We start from the raw sequence: 22,141 nt of genomic DNA on the forward strand, positions 1-22,141 counted from the left end.
GTTCAACAGCTAGGCGCATTTATTATGATGAGAAACGGCTATTAAACAAAATAACCATCAAAGCGTACGGCTTCGTTATGCCAGCTCTCACTTGGTTGTTGATGCGCAAGTAACGGTGCAAATTGCGGACGCTTAACGACCACGCGCCCCTGTGTGTTTGTGTTCTGTCCCTTTTGACGGATGACTGCTTGCGCACTTTGTAGCAACTGTTCTTCTTGTTCTAGCGTTGGTGGGCTAGCCAATTGGTGTAAGGCTTGCATATGCTTGCCTACTTTAGCGCCTTTACCCGTTTTGCTATCTTGATAACTGTCTTCCGGAAACATAGGATCCAGATAAACTACATCGACTACTTTCATATCGATTTCTTTAGTGTCATCTATCGCATCCGCTGCTAGACTTGCAAAATAGCCAAGCGCATCGGTATTGATAATATGCAGACGGCTCATCAGCTTTTGCCAATTTGCTAGCCCACTCATACGCTGCTGCTCTACTAACAATAACAATGCCATCAAGGGCTGCTGCTCGAGCATGATGACCTGAGCGCCCGTACTGGCTAATATCAAACTGTCATGACCAAAGCCTGCTGTGGCATCGATAACATGACTGTCAGATGTGATTTTGACTGCTTGTAATAATAACTCAGACTTACGCCCCGCACTCACCACACGGCGTTGCAGCTTATCCCATTCTGGTGCAACGCTTAACCCATCGCTCAGCCATGATAGCTTATTTTTTTCATCCAACAACAAGATAGGTTGGGTAGCTGTCTGGCTTAACTGCTGGCGACGTTTTTGACTAAGCTTATCGGTAAACAGCTCAAGGTGTAAAATAATGGGCAGCTGATGTGCGATTATCAACGCTTGTATATCTGCAACCTGACTATGCTGCGACTCGCTGACATAGTATAGTTGGCAGTTCATAATGTTACTACTCTCTTTGAACCCTTGGCGTGAAGCGGTCATCTCTACTTTCCTATTCGCGGCTTATAGACCCAATCCTACAATCGGCTCTAGCCTGCCATTTGATAACCAAAACCCCAAGCCGCTATTAATACAATGATGCCAGTAATAATGCGTAACCATGCAAAGATTTTAAAATCACGACGACTGACCCATTCTACTAGCAAACGGATACAGAGTAAGGCGACGATAAATGACACCACCGTACCTATACCTAATACCAGCCAATCCTCGCTATTGGTCAATACATCATGATGCTTCAGCAAATCCAATAATGCCGCGCCCACGATGACTGGAATACCCAAAAAGAAAGAAAATTCAGCGGAAGCTTTACGTGAAACACCGAGCCATAGCGCGCCGATAATTGTCGCGCCTGAGCGCGATGTTCCCGGTATCAATGCCAGACATTGCAGCAGACCAATCATCAACGCTGTTTTTAGACTGACGTCTTCTGCTTCTTTCGCAATAATCGTTTTAGGGCGATTTTCTACATAGAATATCAATAAGCCACCGATAATCAGCATAATTGCCACGACGATGGGATTGAATAAATATGATTTAATCTCATCAGCGAAGGTGAAGCCAACGATCATCACCGGAATAGTCGCCACAATCAAGCTAAGTCCTAGCTGGCGTGGATTACTCATGCTTTCAGCTTTGCCTGTCAGCAGACCCATCAGCGCTTGCCATAGTCTGTCCCAGTAATCATAAATGACCGCTAAGATAGCGCCAAGCTGCACCACTACCACAAATAAATCGACTTTTTCTTTGGTCCAAAAGCCCATCAAATCCGCTGATAAAATCAAGTAGCCAGTGCTAGAGATTGGTAAAAATTCAGTGATACCTTCAACGATACCCATGATAACAGCTTGAATTAATAAAATGATATCCACGATGGCTTTCCTAAATATGGATCTATTGGCTAATAGCGTTTTAGAGTATTTTTATATTTTGTATAGCGCTGATAATGGCTGGCATTAATATGACGGTTACGCCTTACCTTGTTCTTTAAGTGTTTTCCACGCTTGATTGCGCAGATACTTTGGTAACGCTTGCGAGGCTTCTGTGCCGCCTGTCGCCATAAATTGAGCAACACCAAGCTGCCCTATCACAGTAGCGTCAGGGTGAATATCTGCCTGAATGATCTGACCGTCGTGTAATGTTAATAACGGCGCACCATTGCCAGCAATGGGAATATTAAGCACGGTCTGGCTGTCATAATCGAGCAACTGCTCGGTATCTTCGCCATTTCCTTGATTAACCGCCTGCATAAGGTTGTCTATTAGCACATATTGCCCAAAATACACTTGCTGCATACGCGCATCAAGGGCGCTATACACTTCGGTCACACCATATTTTTGATACGCTGCTTGCGCAATCGCTTGTAAGCTTGAGACTCCGACACAAGGAATATCATGGGCGACAGACAATGCTTGTACTACTGCCGTATTAATCCGTATGCCACTAAAGGCACCAGGACCACGGTTAAATATCAAGGCTTGTAAATCAGCAAGGTTGAGCTTAGCCTCGGACAAAGCGGCGTCAATCATTGGCAGAATTTGCTGGGTTTGCTGGCGTTTACCCGTCTCCGTATGACTCGATAGCACTTGACCACTGACATCTAAAATCGCGATCGAACACTGATCAAACACGGTATCCATTGCTAAAAACATCATAACCTCGGCCTATTGACTTAGCATTATAAAACAGCGCCTATCATAGCATTTAGGATAGGCAAATTTTATTAATTTCTAAATTTTCATACTTAATCCATCAATATTTATGGGAACATGACAGACATAAAAAACCCCAAAGCGACTTGCACCTTGGGGTTTTCATTAAGAATTGAATACTATAGCAATCTAAGCATCTATCAATTAAAAACGGGTTTTAAACTTTTTTGGCGCTTGATTCTGCATTTCCTGCATTTGTTTTTGCATCTCTTCGGTGCTTGGCATGTTGTTTGGATCCAGACCCATCTGCTTAGCCATTTGTTGTGGATTTACATCCTTGACGCCGCCTTGCTGACCGCCGCCACCAAATAAAGGACCGCCACCGCCGCCACCTGCAGCACCGCCACCCATTAGCCCTTGCATCGACTTCATCATTTTACTGATGCCTTCAGGCTTGGAGATCATTTTCATCATTTTTGCCATTTGCTTGTGTTGTTTGAGCAAACGATTGACGTCTTGAATCTCACGTCCAGAACCTGCGGCAATACGGCGCTTACGGCTTGGATTAATTTTATCGGGATTTTTGCGCTCAAATGGCGTCATCGAATTAATCAACGCTTCCATCTCACGTACTTTTTCTTCTGGCTTGGCATCCTCGACCGCTTTTTGCATATCCGAGCCGCCCATACCTGGCATCTTATCTAAGAAGCCTGCCATGCCTCCCATGCTTTTCATTTGTTGGAACTGGGTCAATAGATCCTCAAGGTCGAAATCACCGCCCTTTTGCATCTTTTTCGCCATTTTTTCGGCTTTATCACGGTCGATTTTTTGTTCAACTTCTTCGACCAAACTCAGTACGTCACCCATACCAAGAATACGTTGAGCGATACGTTCAGGATGGAACAGCTCTAACGCGTCTAATTTTTCACCGCGACCTAAAAACTTAATTGGTTTGCCAGTAATCGCACGTACAGAAAGTGCCGCACCACCGCGCGCATCACCATCAGTCTTAGTTAAAATCACACCCGTTAATGGCAGCGCATCATTAAAGGCTTTGGCAGTATTTGCCGCATCCTGACCCGTCATCGCATCGACGACAAATAACGTTTCAGACGGATTGACCGCTGCAGTTAACGCCTTAATTTCAGCCATCATAGTCTCATCGATAGCCAGACGACCAGCGGTATCAATAATCAAAATATCTTGGTACTGAATCTTTGCTTCTTCGATAGCACGCAGCGCAATATCAATCGGGTTTTCGTCGCTACTTGAATTAACAAACTTGGCATTCACTTGACCTGCCACTTGCTCAAGCTGAGCAATCGCCGCTGGACGATAGACGTCAGCGGATACCAGCATCACTTTTTTCTTATGGCGCTCTTGTAAAAACTTCGCCAATTTACCAGCCGTGGTGGTTTTACCCGCACCTTGCAAACCAGCCAATAGATAAACAACTGGTGGCTTACCCGTCATCTCAAGCTGCTGATTAGCACTGCCCATCATCTCAGTCAGCTCGTCATGGACGATTTTGACAAAGGCTTGCCCCGGTGCTAACTCTTTGAGTACTTCTGCACCAAGCGCTTGCTCTTTGACGCGCTTTACAAAGTCACGGGTGACGGGTAGCGCGACGTCGGCTTCTAGTAGCGCCATACGCACTTCACGCAGGGTATCTTTGATGTTGTCTTCGGTCAACTGCCCAGTACCGACGATATTGCGCAGGCTCGACGATAAGCGTTCTGTTAAGGTATCAAACATAAATAACTCTCGGTTAAAATAATTCTTGGTGAAAACAATATTTACTTAAAATAATGCTTACTTAAAATAATACTTAGTGAAACTGGCTTCAGCTCAAATAGCGGATAAATATTCTTAGGGAATACTGTAAAGTATTTAATCGTATCTTCATAAAAACAATGATAAAAAACAGTATATTATCAACACTATAGCACCAAGACGACGCCAAAATTATAATGATTTTGCAAATACAGCATTACCAAAGCTTGGCGCGGCGCTTTATGACTTATAGACAATCGCTTTACAAGCTAGGCATATGAGCGCTTATTCAAGCAAACTTGGCCAAGCATTTATAAGGAATAAGCAAGTTGGTGCTCAATTGGCACCCATTTTATGATAAATTGGACGATTATTCTAATCATTCCGATAATACCACTTTAGCATTAAATTGAGCGGCTATTTTGCGCTCAGTATGAGATGAGGCATTATATCTGTGCACTTTGCATTCTTACTTGCTAGCCTAGCCTATATCTTAGTCAGCGCTTACCTTAGTTGGGCACTGACTCGGGATAAGCCTATCCATAAAGGCATCAGTTTGGGATTATTGATGGTCGGCATGCTCGCGCATGCGGCGCTACTTTATCCTTATGTTGTTACGCTTTACGGGCTAAACTTTAATCTTTTTAATATCATTAGTCTAATCAGCTTATTCTTTTTGTTCTTCTATTTTTTATTTTGTTTGTATCGCCCTATCGTCAGTCTGGGCATACTGGCAGCGCCAACAGCATTGGTAGGGTTAACAATTGGCTATATTGGCCGTGCGCCTTATCAACCCATTACAAATATCAGTATTGGGCTTGAAGCTCATATATTACTATCACTTGCCGCCTATTGTGTGCTGCTGATGGCAGCGGTGCAAGCGCTATTTTTACGCCTACAAATACGCGAACTCAAGCACCACTCTATTCATCGTTTTTGGGTGAATAAACTACCGTCACTACAAAGTATGGAGAGTCTATTATTCGATATGCTATTGGTCGGTTTTGTCCTACTAAGTATCGCATTGGGCATTGGCTTTATCTATGTAAAGGATTTGATGGCGCAGCATATTGTGCATAAGACCGTGTTTAGCCTGCTGTCTTGGTTATTGTTTGGGGCGCTACTGGTCGGTAACTGGCGTGCTGGATGGCGGGGCAAACGTGCCGCCAATATGACTATCTATGCTTTTATCCTATTAGCCATCGGCTTTGTGGGCAGCAAGTTTGTGTTAGAGATGCTGATATAAAATCAGCGCTGCAATAGCAATAGGTCCAGAAAAAAGCCGTGAGTATTAATGAATAATACTCACGGCTTTTTTTAACCTTCTGTTAACCAGCACTTCTCAATTTGAACTCGCTCTAATTAAATGCTAATTAAAAACCACGGTTTTATTACCCGCTACAATCACGCGGTTTTGTACATGCCAGTTCACAGCGCGTGCCAAGACATTACGCTCGATATCACGACCAATAGCGCGCAGCTCCGTCACACCTTGACGGTGAGTGACTCGGTGTACATCTTGCTCAATGATAGGGCCTTGATCAAGCTCAGCGGTGACATAATGCGCGGTCGCGCCGATGAGTTTCACACCTTTATCATAAGCCTGACGATAAGGATCAGCTCCCACAAATGCAGGCAAAAATGAATGATGAATATTAATGACTTGCATCGGCCATCGCTTGACAAAATCAGACGATAATATCTGCATATAACGCGCCAACACTAGCAAATCATTGCCTTCCATCAACTCATGAATTTGCTCTTCTGCCTCTGATTTATTGTCTTTGGTCACTGGCACATGATGGAAAGTAATACCGAAGTTCTCTACCGATTGGCGCAAGTCTTCGTGATTACTAACAACAGAGGTAATCTCGCAGTCAAGTAAACCTCGCTGATGCCGCCATAACAAATCCAACAATGCATGATCAAACTTTGATACTAAAATGCCAACTTTCGTCTTAATCGCATTATCATGTAAACGCCAAGCCATGTTATGGCGCTTGGCTACCGTATGCGCAAAACTGGCTTCAAAATTCTCAATAATCTCGCTTAATCCTGCTAAAGCAAACTCTAAACGCATAAAATATTGACCACCCTCATGAGCAGTTGAATACTGATCGAGAGTAATAATATTAGCACCATAGCGATGAATAAACTCAGATACCGCTTGCACAATACCGGCTTGATCGCGGCATTTAATCAATAGCGTGGCAGTATCGATTGCCGTCTTGTTAGACAGGTTACTAGATAGTTTATGAGATGAGTGTTTTACTGAAGTAATCGTCGCAGTGTCTGACATAGTGCGCCCAATCAAAAAATTAAACTTGCTACTGACTTTCAATACGGTCATTAGCATAGGAAACCGACTATTCTAATCGCTTTTACCTAACTTTGCTGATTGAGTTGGTTGTATTTCGTTATTGAGATTATAAATACAAAAACCCCCAACGCAGGGTTGGGGGTTTTGTTAACTAAAGCTAATACTATCTAGAGCTAGAGCAACTTAAATCAGTACCAAATGGGCTATTAGTATTTGGACGTAGCGGTATACCAATATCAATATCATCTACTGATGCTGGGAAGTCTATCACTCTAGCCTGTTGCGATTCGCTACCATCTACTCGTGTATTTACGGTAACACTAGCTCTGTACCAGTTTGCATATTGTTTTGGGTAACGTATAGAAAAATCAACTCTTCCAGAGTCATCTGTTATGAAGTTAAAACTCTGATTAGAGTCAACCGTTTGGCCAATATTATTGAGTACTGCTGCTACATTAACAGGATCCAGCTGCCCATTACCATTAACATCTTCATTAGAATCTAAAATACCATTGCTATTTTTATCTTCATTCTCGCAAGTAACTGCATTTTGCTGCCAGAAATCTGTTTCAAAAATATTGTTTCTTATAATATTAAAATAACCTTTCAAATAATTTTCTGGAATCAAATTTATAGATACTTTTTGATTGATAGCAGGCTTACCAGTACTATTAAGAACACTAACAGATCCTTTACGGAAATAATATATTTCACTATCGTCAGAGGATACCTTGTCAGCAAAAGCAAAACTAATATATGTGGATTTAGTTTGAACTGTAATTTCAGAAGTATCCAAAATAGTATTGACTGCCTTTTCTTGACCATTCGGTAATTTAATTGACTGTACCTGAGCTTTGATAGTAACACCATTTGTACTAGTTGGGTTTTGTCCTGCATTATAAACCACTGTAGCTACACCACTATCATCAGTATAAGCAAAACCTTGCCCCAGACTTCCACCCGATGCATCTCTAATAGTAGTAAATTGCACGATAGCATTTTTTACTGGAGCATCATTTTTATCCAAAACCCTAGCTATCACTGAGGTAGAACCACCAACACTTACCACAGCACGCTCAATCTGTAGAAGCAGCTTGCTGGGTTCAACCGACACAAAGCTTAGCGCAGTTTCTTTACTGTCGTTACCGTATTCTGCTCTTACAGTTGCTGTACCAGGTACGTTTGAATCAATATAAAAATCAATTTTTCCATTATTGACGATTAATCCACGGCGTGAGCTACCTTGAGCATCATTAGCAGAGGTCAATATTTCACCTTTATTGGTTGATACATATACCAGATCACCATTTGAAGCATTTGGAACATTCAAAGTGATTTTTTGTTTATTACCAACGACAATATCAGCAGTTTCTGAAAAGCTCATAGTTGAGCTGTTTGCTGATACTACTGTTAAAATATCAGGAATTCGTTGACTTTTTTCAGTTCCTTTGACCTCAATGCTAAATAGGTAACCAACATCTGCTATCTCTAAATTAGCAGCATTTAAATCAAAAATAAATTTACCGTTCTTATCTGTTGTACCAGTTGCTGCTTCTTGGTCATTGCTGTATAAAATAACACTAGCATTAGCAACAGGTTTAGTTGCACCATCTAGGATTTGTCCAGATACACTGAAGTTGTCGCTAGCCTCTACCAAATTCTTGGAGGAAACGACATTGCTTGTGCTAGTACCAGAAACCAAGATAGGAAGGGTTTGTTGAATAATTTTATTATTTTCATTAGAAACTACAGTTAATAAACTTTCATGATTCAATTGCGAATCAATACCTACCGTATTTTGTAGTAACTCAACAGCAATCAGGCCTTGATCATCAGTGATTTGATTGGAAGTACTGCTTAAGGATAAACCATACAAAGAAGCATCATCAATATTTATAATGACAGGAACATTGCTGACAATACCGCCATTTTCGTCCGTTACTCTAATATTAACAGTAGTTTTATCACCACCTGTTAATAGCTAGTTTTTTTCAGCTGATATATATATTTCGCTTGCATTAGTAGGAGAAGTACCTACATCTTCGCCATTATCAGGCTGCTCAATCCCTAAATCAGGCGCTGGCGCAATTGTATCTGTACCATCACCACCACCACATCCAGCTAGAGTTAGTGATATTGTTAACGCCGTAAGCTGAAATAATTTAGAGGTAAAAGGTAATGAGCTATATGACATGTTTTGGACTCCGCGTCAGCAGTAATTTATTCGAGCAAATAAACAAAAATCATTACACAGAATCATAATAGATTGGTAATGATACATAGATTTACATTAACACCCGTTGTATTAACAGATTGTATTAAATATATAACAGCAACTTTACTGACTTTTGTCATAACTTACAACTAAAAATTAATTTTTACTATTAGATAATCAACAACATAGCCAGTGAATTTCAGGGTATAATAGCCATCCTTTAGGTCGACAATAATCATAAAAATATTTGAGTATTCATCACTTTTATGGTATAAATGTCGGCTTTAAAATTTTCTGAATTGGTACGCTTGTTATTTGCCTTTAGATAACAGCAATATCAACTCAACATTCATATAGTTTTGTTTGGTGCAAAGCTGCCGCTTGCTGTGTCCATGCCGCAAAAACGTGCAACTTGCCCAGACTGGTATGAGAAAAACTCATACCTCATAGATTAGGAGTTCGCCATGTCTCGAGTTTGCCAAGTGACTGGAAAGCGCCCTATGGTGGGTAATAATGTTTCGCACGCAAACAACAAAACCCGTCGTCGCTTTCTACCAAACCTTCATAACCATCGTTTTTGGGTAGAGTCTGAAAATCGTTTTGTACGTCTACGTGTGTCTACCAAAGGTATGCGCACTATTGACAAACTTGGTATCGATAAAGTGTTAGCAGATATGCGCGCACAAGGTCAAAAAGTATAAGTTAAGACTGGCAGCTTAATATCTCGATAATTTTCGTCGTTTAAGCTGCTTTTCTGCTACATCTTATGTAGCTACTTAATATTTTAGATCCGTACCTATCGTTTGAAGACCCCTCATTTACAGGAAAGCTATCATGAGAGATAAAATTAAATTAGTATCAACAGCTGGTACTGGGTATTACTACACCACTACTAAAAACAAACGCACTATGCCTGGCAAAATGGAAATGAAGAAATTCGATCCAAAAATTCGCCAGCACGTGATGTTTAAAGAAGCTAAAATCAAATAATTGCTATAATTTATAGAATATATTTTCATAAATACTTTCTATAAATAAGTTATTTGAAAAAAAGGGTGTATCAATTGATATACCCTTTTTTATGCTTGCTACTTTTCATGATGATTATTTTAATTGACTACTAGCCAGCTTAACAGCAACTCATCACTAACTATAGTGCGTCGGCTCTTTGTCATAAACATGCGCATGCCATTGGCTCATCTGCTTTTGCATAATGACCTGAATCGCGGCATGAATCATATGCTGACCTATCGCTTGGGTGTCACTACCGAGCAGCTCTTTAAGCTTTTCAGAAAAATCAATGGTCATCAGCGGCGCTTCGTCTTGTTCCGCGTCACGTAACAATAAGCGACCATCTTCTGCCTCTACCAACTCAAGGGTAGTCTCTTTGGCAAATCCTGCAAATTGATCCGTACTTTCGTTATCTACTTCTATATCATTATCGATATCGTATGGCATGAATTGGTTCCTCATTGTCCCGTCTAATACTTGCAAGAAAAATCGCGCGTCGCAACATTATTGTTTTACAGTAATACGGGTAAAACTATCTTAGTCATACAATGGACGCTTTGGTCTTGAAATTCAAGGCTTGTCACATAAGTCTTATACATATAGGCTTTTTGGGTGTGCTATCACTGATAGTATTAGCGCCAGTAGCGTAATTTTGCCACAGTAAATAAGAAGGCAACAAACATACCGAGATAATACATGAGCTTTAACTCTAATGTCGGATCTCGATATTTAAACGGTAAGGCTACAGTGGCGGTGGCGGTCGGAAATATCAACAGCATAAGCAGCCAGTTTTCGATGACATTGAGCCAACCTTGTAAATCAGTACCGTTACGCAATGATGCTAGCCCTAGCAGCAAACAGGCGATAATTAAGCTGGTGAATAAGCCATTGGGTAGATCTTTTGGATAGATGATATTGGCAATCTTGGTCGGTATGATTCTCATGTAAAATTCCAGTCACGCTTGTAGCGCGTGACTTAATAATTAAAAATTGTGTAAAAACAGCCTATCATAAATACTGCAGTGCACTCTTTACCAAACAGCTTTATCTCTGCTCATAAGACTCTAACTGTAAGTACCCATTAACCAAAGCATCGATATACAAGAGGTTAAATAACCCAAGCTAATGGCATTCCAGCTCTCTATATGCATGCCTTTAACTTTGTTAAGTATCTTCGAACCTAGCCAAAAAAACAGGGGAATGCCCAGCATAAATGCAGGCACAATGACCGCAGCATGACGTAATACTTCACCAGTATCATCACCCACCATTAGCCGAAAGCCGTAACCTGCCAAACTTAGAACCAAGGCAAATACAGCCAAGCCAATAGTAATACCCTTTGGCACCAAGCTGCGTTGCTGTGTCTCATTCTGAATTGGCTGCTCAGTGATTTGCTCTGACTCAGGTGATTCTGACGAATTGATTGAGTTTTTTGTGTCCATATTTCACCTTTACGTAACTTACCGTTATGCATCGTTATCCGTTATACAGCACATTTTGCTACTATTCTTTTATGACAAAAATGACTGACGAACGCATTTATCGATCACATAAGACCGTAGTTATTCGTTACCATTAGCCAAAGCCAGCTCAGCACGCATAGCATCAATAGCCACTTTATAGTCATCTTGGTTAAAGATCGCCGACCCTGCCACAAACATATCAGCACCCGCTTCGGCAATGGCTCGGATATTACTGGCTTTGATACCGCCATCTACTTCTAATCTGATATCACGACCACTGGTGATGATGCGCTGACGGACTTGGCGCACTTTTTCTAACGTCCCTTCAATAAATGACTGACCGCCAAAACCTGGGTTGACGCTCATCAATAAAATTTGATCTACCTTGTCCATCACATAGTCTAAATAATGTAATGGCGTTGCGGGATTCAATACTAAACCACATTCAGCACCGCCATCTTTGATCAGCTGTAAAGAGCGATCAATATGCCCACTGGCTTCTGGATGAAAAGTGATAACACTCGCGCCTGCTTCCAAGAACTGCTCAATCATGCCGTCAACTGGTGAGACCATCAAATGCACATCGATTGGTGCATCGACCCCATAATCACGCAGCGCCTTACAAATCATACTACCAAAGGTGAGATTGGGTACATAATGGTTGTCCATTACATCAAAATGAATCACATCAGCACCTGATTCCAACACCCTTTCAACTTCTTCACCTAAACGTGCAAAATCAGCTGAGAGTATTGATGGGGCGATAAGATAAGGTTTAGAAGGAATAATCATAGTTGAGCTACCTGATTCTGTTGAAATAAAATACGAATAAAATAAAAAGAAACTAAGTACTGGCTTAAAAAGCTGTGCCTTTAAAGCAATAATATTAAGAACTCAAACTATTAGCGCTGCTTATACTGGGTTTTGCAATAAGCACGACCGACATCGAAGCCTCGCTTAGCTTGGTGTTTGGTAGCGCGATTGCTCACGCGCTGACGCCATAAGCGAAAAGATGACGGCTTTAGCGCTTGGCGCATCAGCTTAATCACGCCTGCTTCATTGAGACCATAGCTATGCTCTATCGCCGCAAACGGTGTTCTGTCCTCCCACGCCATTTCTATCACTCGTGAGACTTGCGCGTCATCTAGCACTTTATCACCTGACTCATTGACTACGGTTGCGATAAGCTCATCGGATTTATCAGCGTTTGATTGCTCGCCATTTGCGCTCGCATGAGTATTATTGTGCTGCTTATTCTTTATCGCGGCATCCATATCAGCTTGCATCATTGCTAATGCCGACTGGGAACTAGTAACGTATAACTGATAGTCAGGCGCTGACTGCTCACTTGATTTAGCTGCGATTAAATCTTGACAACTTGCCATAAAAGTACCTTTTTAATCTTAAACAGTATAATGAAAAACACAGTAATATTATGGATTAGCCAAGCTGTGCCATACGCCAATGATGTTCGATATGATCGTTAATCACCGTTTGAATAAAATAGTAGCTATGATCGTGACCTGCCTGATAACGCAAGGTTAAGGGCTGATTGGCTTTGTCACAAGCGCGTTGTAATTTGGTGGTTTGCAGTTGACCCTCTGCTAAAAAATTATCAGCCGCGCCTTGATCCACCAAGATACTTGCATACTGCTGCCCCGATTTTTCAATCATCTGCGCAGCATCTGCCTGCGCCCATCGTGATTTATCATCGCCGAAGTATTCTGTATAAGCGGCTTGCCCCCATGCCGACTCACTGGCCGCGCACACAGGCGATAAAGCTGAGACACTAACAAACTTGCCTGGAAACTTAAAGCCCAATAGTAATGCTCCGTGCCCGCCCATCGAATGCCCTGTCACGCCAATACTGTCAATAGGAAATTCTGAGCGTAACAAGTCATATAACTCATCAACGATGTAGCTTTGCATATTAAAATGCTCTGACCATGGTGCTTGCGTCGCATCAACATAATAGCTTGCGCCCTGACCGACAAAATAACGCTCATCATTTGGCACTTCATTGCTGTCACTACTTCGAGGTGATGTATCAGGGGCGATAAATATCATACCAAGCTCGCTGCATTTTTGCTGAAAATGCGCTTTGTGGGTGACATTATCAGCATTGCAAGTGAGACCTGATAAATATAGAATCGCAGGACAACGGCGACCAGCAAGCGCTTCATCTGGCAGATAAATGCTAAAGGTCATCGGCGTTTTGGTCGATAATGATTGATGGCTATAGTAATGCTGCTCACCATCGAAACAGCGGTTGACGCTGATCTGAGTGATTTTTGAGTTAGTAGATAGACTGTGTTTATAAGAGTTGTTCATAAGCGACATCCTTTTTATCCAAAGTAAAGTACACGATGACTTATAAAAAGCATTGGTAAAGTAATACTAGTACTTCTCCAAACTCACTTAGTACTCAATCATTATACCATTCACAAGAATTAAAGTAGTAAGGAAAGCGAGTGTCAGTATTACAGATTCTAGACTGAACGAGCTTAATACAGCTCATCGTGATTTTTGGGTTGTGGGTTTTGGGTTTTGGGTTTACTGTTAATTGACAGTGATCGCAGTATTAGCCACTGGCTGACCAGAAGCACTATCCTCTACGATATTAATGGCGATAGAATCACTGTCATTAATAATGCTGGCGACTGGTGGTCGGGTTTTATCAAACAATACTTGTTCGAACGCTGGCAAAGCAGTCTCCATCAGACTACCAATCACCATCTGCGGCTCTGATGGTTCAAAACCCATCGCACTTTCACGCTCATTCACACGCAAACGGGCATCTTTAAAGGCAGATTCAAAACTGGTATTGCCACGCAGGCTTTCAGCAAAAAACGCTTGCCCAAAATAGGTCATCTCAGCTGTGTTGGTACAGCCAAACGATGCCTTATCCGCCGCTGATGCGGTAATCACCACCGTGGTTGGAGAGGCCAATTCATCGATAAATGAGCCTGAATAGCAAGCAGATACCACAATCAACCGCCAGCGAATACCTGAAGCGTCTAGCGCCTCCCGTAACCATGCGGCATCTAGATTCTCCATTGCTAATGGTGGATTTGCTAATTGAATGATATTTTCGTTGCCGTGTGAAGACAAGGTTAGGAATAACACATCCTCATCGGCATTCATCTGCTGACCAATTTTCTTTAGTCCACGCAGAATGCTGGTTTTGGTAGCGATTGGCTCATCAAGCCAACTATAAGTATTGTTGATCAACGAGAGTGAATGTCCACTAGTACCAAAACGCACATCGAATAGCTCACGCACTTTATTAATCTCAGAGCGAAAAACATCTTGGCCAGAGAATCCTGCCACACCCATAAAATACCAGTCGGTCTTGCCTGAAGTGCTGGGATCGATACTATTTAATGCTTGCTGTAACAAACGAGGCTGCTCATATAATGCTGCTTCGGCTAAAACAGGCTCTACAGGAATCTGCTTAAATATAGGTTGATCCGCGACATTACGCTGCCAAATCGTCAACAGTGCGACTGCACCTACCAATACAATGACCCGCTCCCACCACGGTATGCGTAGACGACGAGAAAAAATCCATAATAACGCGAGCGTCTGCCATAAAAACAGTACCAAAAACAGTATGGGTAAAAGTGAATAGCTCCAATCTGGCAACCAACCATAACTGCCCAAAAACTGCACCAAACTTTGTAATAATGCAGATAAGGTATCAGCCACTAACCACAATACCACGGGCACAAACACCAACGTTTGATTGCCAGAACGCCGTGCCAAAATGATGCCGCCCAATAAAATTATCATCGGCCAAATCAAGTAGCTGACCAACCCTTGCTCATTAAAGATACTGCCATTTTCCGCGGCCAACCACGAAAACAGTACATTACTACCGAGCGCTAAGAGTGCAAAGACAGCAAATTGAATAAAGGTCGGTTTTACCCAAGAAAACGCGCGCGTCGACCCTACTAGCATCCACAAGGTTGCAATAATATTGGCAGCGAAATTGAGCGAAAAACGCTGAAGCGATACGGTTTTTAACGACGCAAGTGACAAAGACTTAAACCTCTAGCCAGTCGAGAAAAGAAAGTGAGTTGATGATGATTTTTGGTGTGGCAGCTACCTACGAAATGTCATTAATTCACATTTTTTATATAGCATATGGACATCAAGATTACATGCAATTCACAATGAGATGGTTTTAAGAGACGAATAGCAAAGACTAAAAATATGACTAAACAGTTTAGCTCGCTAATATAACGCGATTGTAACGGATTGTCGGTCAAGAGGATAAGGCTGATTTGTAAAATTCGCTTAAATTTGGCTAAGAACATATAAAAAAGGAGGTCTTGAATCCAAGACCTCCTTTTTTCTCAATAATGACTGTATCAAAGACTCACTACTATCTCATCAAAAGCTCATTCACACGTTTTAGATAAGCGGCTGGATCATCTAACTGACCGCCATCTGCTAACAATGCTTGGTCAAAAATTACTTGGGCCAATTTATCAAAGTCGACGTCAGATTGCTCGCTAGTCTCTAACTTTTTAATCAATGGATGATCAGGGTTGACCTCTAATGTCGGCTTGCTTTCTGGCACATCTTGACCCATTTGTTTAAGCATCTGAATCATTTGTGGTGATAGCTCACCTTCCCCAACGACCAAGCAGGCAGGACTATCAACCAAACGCGTTGATACTTTAACGTCTTTGGCACGTTCGCCTAACGCTGCTTTAAGTTTATCAACGACTGGCTTCATGGTTTCTTGCGCTTTTTCAGCTTCCGCTTTTTCGGTTTCGTCTTGCAAGTCGCCTAAATCTACTGCACCTTTGGCGATATTTTGTAGCGGTGTCTCATCAAATGAGGTCAAGAAATTCATCGCCCACTCATCAACACGGCTGGTCATCAAGATAACCTCAATGCCTTTCTTTTTAAACAGCTCTAATTGTGGGCTATTTTTAGCAGCCGCTAGATTATCAGCCGTTAGATAATAGATGGCTTTTTGACCCTCTTTCATACGCGCTTTATAGTCTTCAAAGCTGGTCGTCACACTATCCTGAGTACTGGTCGCATAACGCAGCAATTTGGCAATACGTTCTTGATTGCCCATGTCTTCGCCAACGCCTTCTTTGATAACATCACCAAATTCAGCGTAGAACTGCGCAAATTTTTCTTGCTTATCACTGTCTTCACTGTTGGCAAGACTTGCTAGCAACGTCAAAATACGACGGGCGTTACCATCGCGGATAGACTTCACATCACGCGACTCTTGTAATAGCTCGCGGCTGACGTTCAATGGCAAGTCGGCTGAATCAATGACCCCTTTGACGAAACGCAGGTACATTGGCAACAGCTGCTCTGCCTCGTCCATAATAAAGACGCGCTTAACATAAAGCTTTAGGCCATGCTGCTGGTCACGAGTATACAAATCGACAGGGGCTTTTTTCGGAATATACAATAGCTGAGTATACTGCACACGACCTTCGACACGGTTATGCGTCCATGCTAGTGGCGCATCCATGTCATAGGTGATATTTTTATAAAAATCGATATATTCTTCATCTTCAATCTCAGATGCCGTACGTGTCCATAGCGCGCTGGCTTTGTTGATAGTTTCCCATTCATCGGTCAATACCATCTCGCCACCAGCAGGTGCGTCGTCGTTCTCATCTTCTTTGACATCTTCTTGCCAAATTTCTTTACGCATCTGAATCGGCAAGCTGATATGGTCTGAGTATTTATTAACCAACTGCTTAATTTTGCCACGGTCTAAATAGCTGTCTTCGCCCTCACTATATTGCTCTTTTAAATGCAAAGTAATGGCGGTGCCACGAGTTTCTTTCGTGATAGGCTCAACGGTAAAGCTACCTGTACCGTCTGATACCCAGCGCACGCCTTGATCCGCAGGCTCACCCGCTTTACGTGTTTCGACGCTAATCGTATCGGCAACGATAAAACCTGAATAGAAGCCAACCCCAAACTGTCCGATTAATTGACCATCTTGCTTTTGTGATTCAGACAGCTTGTCTAAAAATGCTTTAGTGCCAGATTTAGCAATCGTACCTAGGTTTTCGATAGCATCGGCTTCATTCATGCCGATACCGTTGTCGGTAAAGGTAATGGTTTTGGCGTCTTCGTCGACCGCAATGCGAATTTTTAGCTCGCCATCATCTTCATAAAGACTGTCATCATTGGTCGCTTCAAAGCGCAATTTATCACAAGCATCAGAGGCGTTTGAAACCAGCTCACGCACAAAGATATCAGAATTAGAATAAAGCGAATGGGTGACTAGATGCAGCAGTTGCGCCACTTCCGCCTCAAAGGTATGTTTTTTTAATTCAGGGCTGCTTTTATTAACATTGATGCTATCAACTTTTTGGTTATCAACTGGGGTCTGTTCACTCATAAAAAACTCCTTTAATTTATGTCAAAAACGTATCATAAAATAGCAATCATTTGACTGTCTCTACTCATCTACAAATTAAGCAGTTCAATTTCGAATATCGCTAAGCTGTTTATACTAATAGGGGCGCAGCAGAAAATTTCAAGCTAAAAAGCACAATTCAACAAAAACACCGCCCTAGTTTCCTAAGGCGGTGTCGTTATATCGATAATAGGTTTAGCAAATAGATTTAGTAATACGTTTTTAGGTAAAGCTATCAACTATAAGCAGCTAGGCAAATGCAGCGCTGGATCTGACTCACGAGCATTCATAGCATCTTCAACCGTTAAGCCTAGTGCTTTGGCAACGCCTGCGCCATAAGCGGCATCACACCAGTTACAGTTGCGAATGTGGCGATATTGAATAAAGTCCGGCACACCAGCCATATTATTCGCTGTGTTTTCGAATAGCACTTGTTGTTGCTCAGCACTCATCAAATTAAACAATGCACGAGGTTGGCTAAAATAATCGCTATCGTCTTCACGGAAGTCATAATGCGCCGCATAGCCGTCAATTTTTAATGGTGGCTCAGCATAATCAGGCTGCTCTTGCCACTGGCTAAAGCTGTTTGGTTCATAATGCGGGCGACTGCCATAGTTATCATCGACACGGCCTTGACCATCACGATGATTGCTCATCACAGGGCAACGCGGCTTATTGACCGGAATCTGTTGATGATTGACACCAACACGATAACGCTGAGCATCGGCATAGTTAACCAAGCGGTTTTGTAGCATTTTATCCGGTGAAACGCTGATCCCCGGTACCAAATTACTTGGGGCAAATGCGGCTTGTTCCACATCGACAAAGTAGTTGTCAGAGTTTTTATTTAACTCAAACTCACCCACTTCAATCAGCGGATAATCCCCTTTTGGCCATACCTTGGTCAAGTCAAACGGATGATAAGGAACGGTATCCGCCTCAGCTTCTGGCATGATTTGCACATACATTTTCCATTTTGGGAAATCGCCATTTTCGATGGCATCGTACAAATCTTTTTGATGACTCTCACGATCAGAACCAACCACCTCTGCCGCTTCTGCGTCGGTTAAGTTCTTGATGCCTTGTTGCGTGCGGAAATGGAATTTTACCCAAAAACGTTCTTTGGCCTCATTCCAAAAACTATAGGTATGCGAGCCAAAACCATGCATATTTCTGTACGAAGCTGGCAGACCGCGATCACTCATAACGATAGTAACTTGATGTAAGGCTTCAGGTAATAAAGTCCAAAAGTCCCAGTTGTTGGTCGCCGAACGCATATTGGTACGTGGATCACGTTTGACGGCTTTGTTTAGATCTGGGAATTTGCGCGGATCACGTAAGAAGAACACAGGTGTATTATTTCCCACCATGTCCCAGTTACCTTCTTCGGTGTAGAATTTCAAAGCAAATCCGCGAATGTCGCGCTCGGCATCAGCCGCGCCGCGCTCACCTGCGACGGTACTAAAGCGCGCAAACATCTCAGTCTGTTTACCCACTTCGCTAAAAATATCCGCACGGGTATATTTAGTGATGTCATTGGTCACGGTAAAAGTACCAAATGCGCCAGAACCTTTGGCATGCATACGGCGCTCTGGAATCACTTCACGGACGAAATTTCCTAACTTTTCATTGAGCCAAACATCTTGCGCCAATAATGGGCCGCGTTTGCCTGCAGTCATGCTGTTTTGATTGTCTGCCACTGGTGCGCCATTGCCCATGGTCAATTGGGTCGGTGCATAAGGACATTTTTTATCGCTCATATCGTTATTTATATCATTGTTCATAGTCATACTCCTGTGAATAGCAAATGGATTAAAGTACAAAATCTATTCTGAATACGCTTCTATTAATAGTTCCAGAATAGTTGTCAGCTTGTTCGAAAAACGGTTTGTTTTTTTCATAGTAATGTCTAATGACAGTCATGTTCTGTGGTTAGTTACTATTACAACCCATTACCATTGATTTGTATAATTAATTAATTACATGCTTTCGTTTTGTTTTTCAGAACCACTTAACTTGTTTTTTACTCATCCAAATACTTTACTCCTTAGGATGGTTGTTATTAACATCGATAAATATTAACAGTGCAAGCACTCTCTATTAGCCTTGCTATCACTTTTTTAAAGCGAATTGACCGTATCAAATAGAGCTTAATTAAATACCACAGAGCAATTAACGCGGCATCGGACGAATCGTCAATATTTGCTCACTACGACCAAAAGGGCCATTGATGTCATGTAACACAGCGCTCGTTAAGCCAATGCCATCATTGCCATACTGCTGCACCGCTTCGATGCCAAGCCAGCAACCTTGCGGCGCGCGATGCATATGAATTTGCAAATCCGTATTGGGAAACATCCATTCTAATTCTGACAAGCCAAGCCCAAGGCGCGGCACAACGCCATTGGCCGTGTCGACCATGCCCAATAGATGCACCAAGTCATCAGTTGGCTTGCCCTCGATCATCTCCACATCATTAGTAATCCAGACCATACCGCGTCCTGGGCGACGCTGCGTATCATCAGCGACCAAGCGCACACTCTCAATAAACCCGCCCGGCCAGCCTTTCATGTCTTCCCAAATGGGCAACTCTTCGGGCTTATGTACCGCTTTTTGGTCTTCAATGCCTGCAATATCGCTGGTATCTTGGGTCATTAGACGCCATGCCCGCGCGATAATCGCATCACGACCGCGACTGCTCATGACTGCTTCAATAAGCTCAATGGTCTTGCCCGGACGAATACAACGCGTGGTAACGGTAAAGTCATCCAGTGGAATCAATCCTAAGATATCTAGGCTGATACGAGCGATACGCATGTTTTCTTGCGGCGCATAACCGTTGAGCTCAGCTGTGAGCAATCCTGTCGCTGGCGCCATATGCTGTTCATGCTCATTCCAAGCCCCTTGGGCATGTTTGGTTGGCTGATAATGTGCGACGTTGACGCCGTCTTCTCGCTGTTCGCGTTTGATAAAGTTATAATAAGCTGGCATGACTGTCCTATGATTTATTTGATAAGCTCTTGTTGTTTTAATTTAAGAACCTGTCGACTCTTAATGACAAAAAATAATGCAACGACCATCGCAGCAATTAATACGCCATAAAAAACATTCTTTTCTCGCATAAAATGCAGAATATTACTGCCTAACACGAATCCCACCACCACGATGACAAACAAATTCACTTTCAATTGCTTGTTAACCTCACCGAGAGTAGCTTCTGCCAATACAAATCCTTTTTTTTGCTTTTTCATTTTGCATTACCTACTATACATTACCTATCAGATGTCTTGTACAAAGCCTTATCTACTTACCCACTTGGGTGACTGGGATACGCAAGGCTTTAGGCAGACTGAAAGTGACATTTTCTTCGATGCCTGATAGCTCACTCGGTAAATCACCACCCCAATCTTGCAGCTGCTGTAGCACTTCTTGAATCAGTACTTCGGGTGCTGATGCGCCAGCGGTGACGCCGATACTCTGCACACCATCTAACCAGCTTTTATCCATCTCACTGGCATTGTCGATTAAATACGCACGGCAATTCATCCGCTCAGCCAGCTCACGCAGACGATTAGAGTTTGATGAATTGGGCGAGCCGACCACTAAGACCACCTCACAGCGACTGGCTAAGTCTTTTACCGCATCTTGGCGGTTTTGCGTGGCATAACAGATATCGTCTTTGCGCGGACCTTGGATACTAGGGAATTTTTCACGCAGTGCATCGATGACGCGCGCTGTGTCATCCATAGATAAGGTCGTTTGGGTAACAAATGCCAAACGTTCGGCATTTTGTACACTCAATGCTGCCACATCGGCTTCGTTTTCAACCAAATGAATGTGACCGCCGTGGCGACGGTTAAAGCGCCCCATCGTGCCTTCCACTTCGGGATGTCCAGCGTGCCCAATCAATACCGCATCCATACCCTCTTGCGCAAATTTAGCGACTTCGATATGTACCTTAGTGACCAGCGGACAAGTGGCATCAAATACGGTCAAATCGCGGCGCTCAGCCTCATCTTCGACAGCTTTTGATACGCCATGAGCAGAAAAAATAACGATAGAGCCATCTGGCACTTCATGAAGTTCTTCCACAAAGACCGCACCGCGATTGGCCAAATCAGAGACGACAAATTTATTATGTACCACCTCGTGACGGACATAAATGGGCGGTTCAAAACGTGTCAATGCTTCGTTCACAATCGCAATCGCGCGATCCACACCAGCACAAAATCCACGTGGATTGGCAAGATAAATTTGCATAAGAGGGTATGGATGCGGTATTGATTGGGCACGCTGGACATCCCGAAGTGGAAGGCAC

General features: G+C 42.6%; 22 protein-coding genes. 3 read left to right on the forward strand and 19 right to left on the reverse strand.

Annotation, left to right across the window (positions count from 1 at the left end):
- Nucleotides 1-41 precede the first annotated feature (41 nt).
- The 4 genes from JMV76_RS11505 to ffh form a co-directional block, all read right to left on the reverse strand.
- The gene (locus JMV76_RS11505) at nucleotides 42-962 is read right to left on the reverse strand and encodes a class I SAM-dependent methyltransferase (protein WP_227690328.1); all 921 of its coding nucleotides are present in this window, start codon (nucleotides 960-962) and stop codon (nucleotides 42-44) included.
- A 47-nt stretch (nucleotides 963-1,009) separates the two neighbouring features.
- Nucleotides 1,010-1,852, reverse strand: coding sequence for an undecaprenyl-diphosphate phosphatase (locus JMV76_RS11510; protein WP_201502781.1), 843 nt, complete (start codon nucleotides 1,850-1,852; stop codon nucleotides 1,010-1,012).
- Between the two features lie 96 nt (nucleotides 1,853-1,948).
- The gene (gene tsaB, locus JMV76_RS11515; RefSeq protein ID WP_201502804.1) at nucleotides 1,949-2,632 is read right to left on the reverse strand and encodes a tRNA (adenosine(37)-N6)-threonylcarbamoyltransferase complex dimerization subunit type 1 TsaB; all 684 of its coding nucleotides are present in this window, start codon (nucleotides 2,630-2,632) and stop codon (nucleotides 1,949-1,951) included.
- Nucleotides 2,633-2,836: 204 nt separating this feature from the next.
- Nucleotides 2,837-4,387, reverse strand: coding sequence for a signal recognition particle protein (ffh, locus tag JMV76_RS11520; RefSeq protein ID WP_055124688.1), 1,551 nt, complete (start codon nucleotides 4,385-4,387; stop codon nucleotides 2,837-2,839).
- 472 nt (nucleotides 4,388-4,859) lie between these two features.
- Between ffh and JMV76_RS11525 the strand changes: the two genes are divergently transcribed.
- The gene (locus JMV76_RS11525; protein WP_045454168.1) at nucleotides 4,860-5,651 is read left to right on the forward strand and encodes a cytochrome C assembly family protein; all 792 of its coding nucleotides are present in this window, start codon (nucleotides 4,860-4,862) and stop codon (nucleotides 5,649-5,651) included.
- 123 nt (nucleotides 5,652-5,774) lie between these two features.
- On the opposite strand, the gene purU is transcribed toward JMV76_RS11525, so the two are convergent.
- The 3 genes from purU to JMV76_RS11540 form a co-directional block, all read right to left on the reverse strand.
- Entirely contained in the window at nucleotides 5,775-6,704 is a 930-nt protein-coding gene (gene purU / locus JMV76_RS11530) for a formyltetrahydrofolate deformylase (RefSeq protein ID WP_227678896.1), read from the reverse strand.
- 184 nt (nucleotides 6,705-6,888) lie between these two features.
- Entirely contained in the window at nucleotides 6,889-8,601 is a 1,713-nt protein-coding gene (locus tag JMV76_RS11535) for a carboxypeptidase regulatory-like domain-containing protein (RefSeq protein ID WP_201502782.1), read from the reverse strand.
- A gap of 105 nt (nucleotides 8,602-8,706) precedes the next feature.
- Nucleotides 8,707-8,919: a hypothetical protein gene (locus JMV76_RS11540; protein WP_201502783.1), complete on the reverse strand. Its 213-nt coding sequence runs from the start codon at nucleotides 8,917-8,919 to the stop codon at nucleotides 8,707-8,709.
- A gap of 485 nt (nucleotides 8,920-9,404) precedes the next feature.
- Here JMV76_RS11540 and rpmB point away from each other — a divergent pair, with 485 nt between their 5' ends.
- Together rpmB and rpmG are read left to right on the forward strand one after the other, a co-directional pair.
- Nucleotides 9,405-9,641, forward strand: coding sequence for a 50S ribosomal protein L28 (gene rpmB, locus JMV76_RS11545; protein WP_010201401.1), 237 nt, complete (start codon nucleotides 9,405-9,407; stop codon nucleotides 9,639-9,641).
- A 133-nt stretch (nucleotides 9,642-9,774) separates the two neighbouring features.
- On the forward strand, nucleotides 9,775-9,930 hold the full coding sequence (gene rpmG / locus JMV76_RS11550) for a 50S ribosomal protein L33 (RefSeq protein WP_045444249.1): 156 nt from the start codon (nucleotides 9,775-9,777) through the stop codon (nucleotides 9,928-9,930).
- 156 nt (nucleotides 9,931-10,086) lie between these two features.
- On the opposite strand, the gene JMV76_RS11555 is transcribed toward rpmG, so the two are convergent.
- The 12 genes from JMV76_RS11555 to ispH all read right to left on the reverse strand — a co-directional run bounded on the left by JMV76_RS11555 (nucleotide 10,087) and on the right by ispH (nucleotide 22,083).
- Nucleotides 10,087-10,398, reverse strand: coding sequence for a hypothetical protein (locus tag JMV76_RS11555; protein WP_045444246.1), 312 nt, complete (start codon nucleotides 10,396-10,398; stop codon nucleotides 10,087-10,089).
- Between the two features lie 185 nt (nucleotides 10,399-10,583).
- The gene (locus tag JMV76_RS11560; RefSeq protein WP_045444243.1) at nucleotides 10,584-10,895 is read right to left on the reverse strand and encodes a hypothetical protein; all 312 of its coding nucleotides are present in this window, start codon (nucleotides 10,893-10,895) and stop codon (nucleotides 10,584-10,586) included.
- Nucleotides 10,896-11,015: 120 nt separating this feature from the next.
- Nucleotides 11,016-11,393 carry a hypothetical protein gene (locus JMV76_RS11565; RefSeq protein WP_045454163.1) on the reverse strand — a complete coding sequence of 126 codons (378 nt, stop codon included), beginning with the start codon at nucleotides 11,391-11,393 and terminating at the stop codon, nucleotides 11,016-11,018.
- A 120-nt stretch (nucleotides 11,394-11,513) separates the two neighbouring features.
- Entirely contained in the window at nucleotides 11,514-12,206 is a 693-nt protein-coding gene (rpe, locus tag JMV76_RS11570; RefSeq protein WP_045454160.1) for a ribulose-phosphate 3-epimerase, read from the reverse strand.
- A gap of 110 nt (nucleotides 12,207-12,316) precedes the next feature.
- Nucleotides 12,317-12,598, reverse strand: coding sequence for a TIGR03643 family protein (locus tag JMV76_RS15205; protein WP_374190061.1), 282 nt, complete (start codon nucleotides 12,596-12,598; stop codon nucleotides 12,317-12,319).
- A gap of 256 nt (nucleotides 12,599-12,854) precedes the next feature.
- The gene (gene fghA / locus JMV76_RS11580; protein ID WP_201502785.1) at nucleotides 12,855-13,745 is read right to left on the reverse strand and encodes an S-formylglutathione hydrolase; all 891 of its coding nucleotides are present in this window, start codon (nucleotides 13,743-13,745) and stop codon (nucleotides 12,855-12,857) included.
- Between the two features lie 228 nt (nucleotides 13,746-13,973).
- The gene (locus tag JMV76_RS11585; protein ID WP_045454157.1) at nucleotides 13,974-15,455 is read right to left on the reverse strand and encodes a C13 family peptidase; all 1,482 of its coding nucleotides are present in this window, start codon (nucleotides 15,453-15,455) and stop codon (nucleotides 13,974-13,976) included.
- Between the two features lie 346 nt (nucleotides 15,456-15,801).
- Nucleotides 15,802-17,805, reverse strand: coding sequence for a molecular chaperone HtpG (gene htpG / locus JMV76_RS11590; protein ID WP_227690330.1), 2,004 nt, complete (start codon nucleotides 17,803-17,805; stop codon nucleotides 15,802-15,804).
- A gap of 257 nt (nucleotides 17,806-18,062) precedes the next feature.
- Nucleotides 18,063-19,583, reverse strand: a complete 1,521-nt coding sequence (locus JMV76_RS11595) for a catalase (RefSeq protein WP_193008674.1) — start codon at nucleotides 19,581-19,583, stop codon at nucleotides 18,063-18,065.
- A 412-nt stretch (nucleotides 19,584-19,995) separates the two neighbouring features.
- Complete coding sequence (locus tag JMV76_RS11600) at nucleotides 19,996-20,814, reverse strand: thioesterase family protein (RefSeq protein WP_201502786.1); 819 nt, start codon at nucleotides 20,812-20,814, stop codon at nucleotides 19,996-19,998.
- Nucleotides 20,815-20,828: 14 nt separating this feature from the next.
- Nucleotides 20,829-21,074: a hypothetical protein gene (locus JMV76_RS11605; RefSeq protein WP_055124696.1), complete on the reverse strand. Its 246-nt coding sequence runs from the start codon at nucleotides 21,072-21,074 to the stop codon at nucleotides 20,829-20,831.
- A 52-nt stretch (nucleotides 21,075-21,126) separates the two neighbouring features.
- A complete protein-coding gene (gene ispH / locus JMV76_RS11610) occupies nucleotides 21,127-22,083 on the reverse strand; it encodes a 4-hydroxy-3-methylbut-2-enyl diphosphate reductase (RefSeq protein ID WP_045444223.1) in 957 nt (318 codons plus the stop codon).
- Between the last annotated feature and the right edge of the window lie 58 nt (nucleotides 22,084-22,141).

It is taken from the genome of Psychrobacter cibarius (assembly GCF_904845955.1).
GTDB lineage: Bacteria > Pseudomonadota > Gammaproteobacteria > Pseudomonadales > Moraxellaceae > Psychrobacter > Psychrobacter cibarius_B.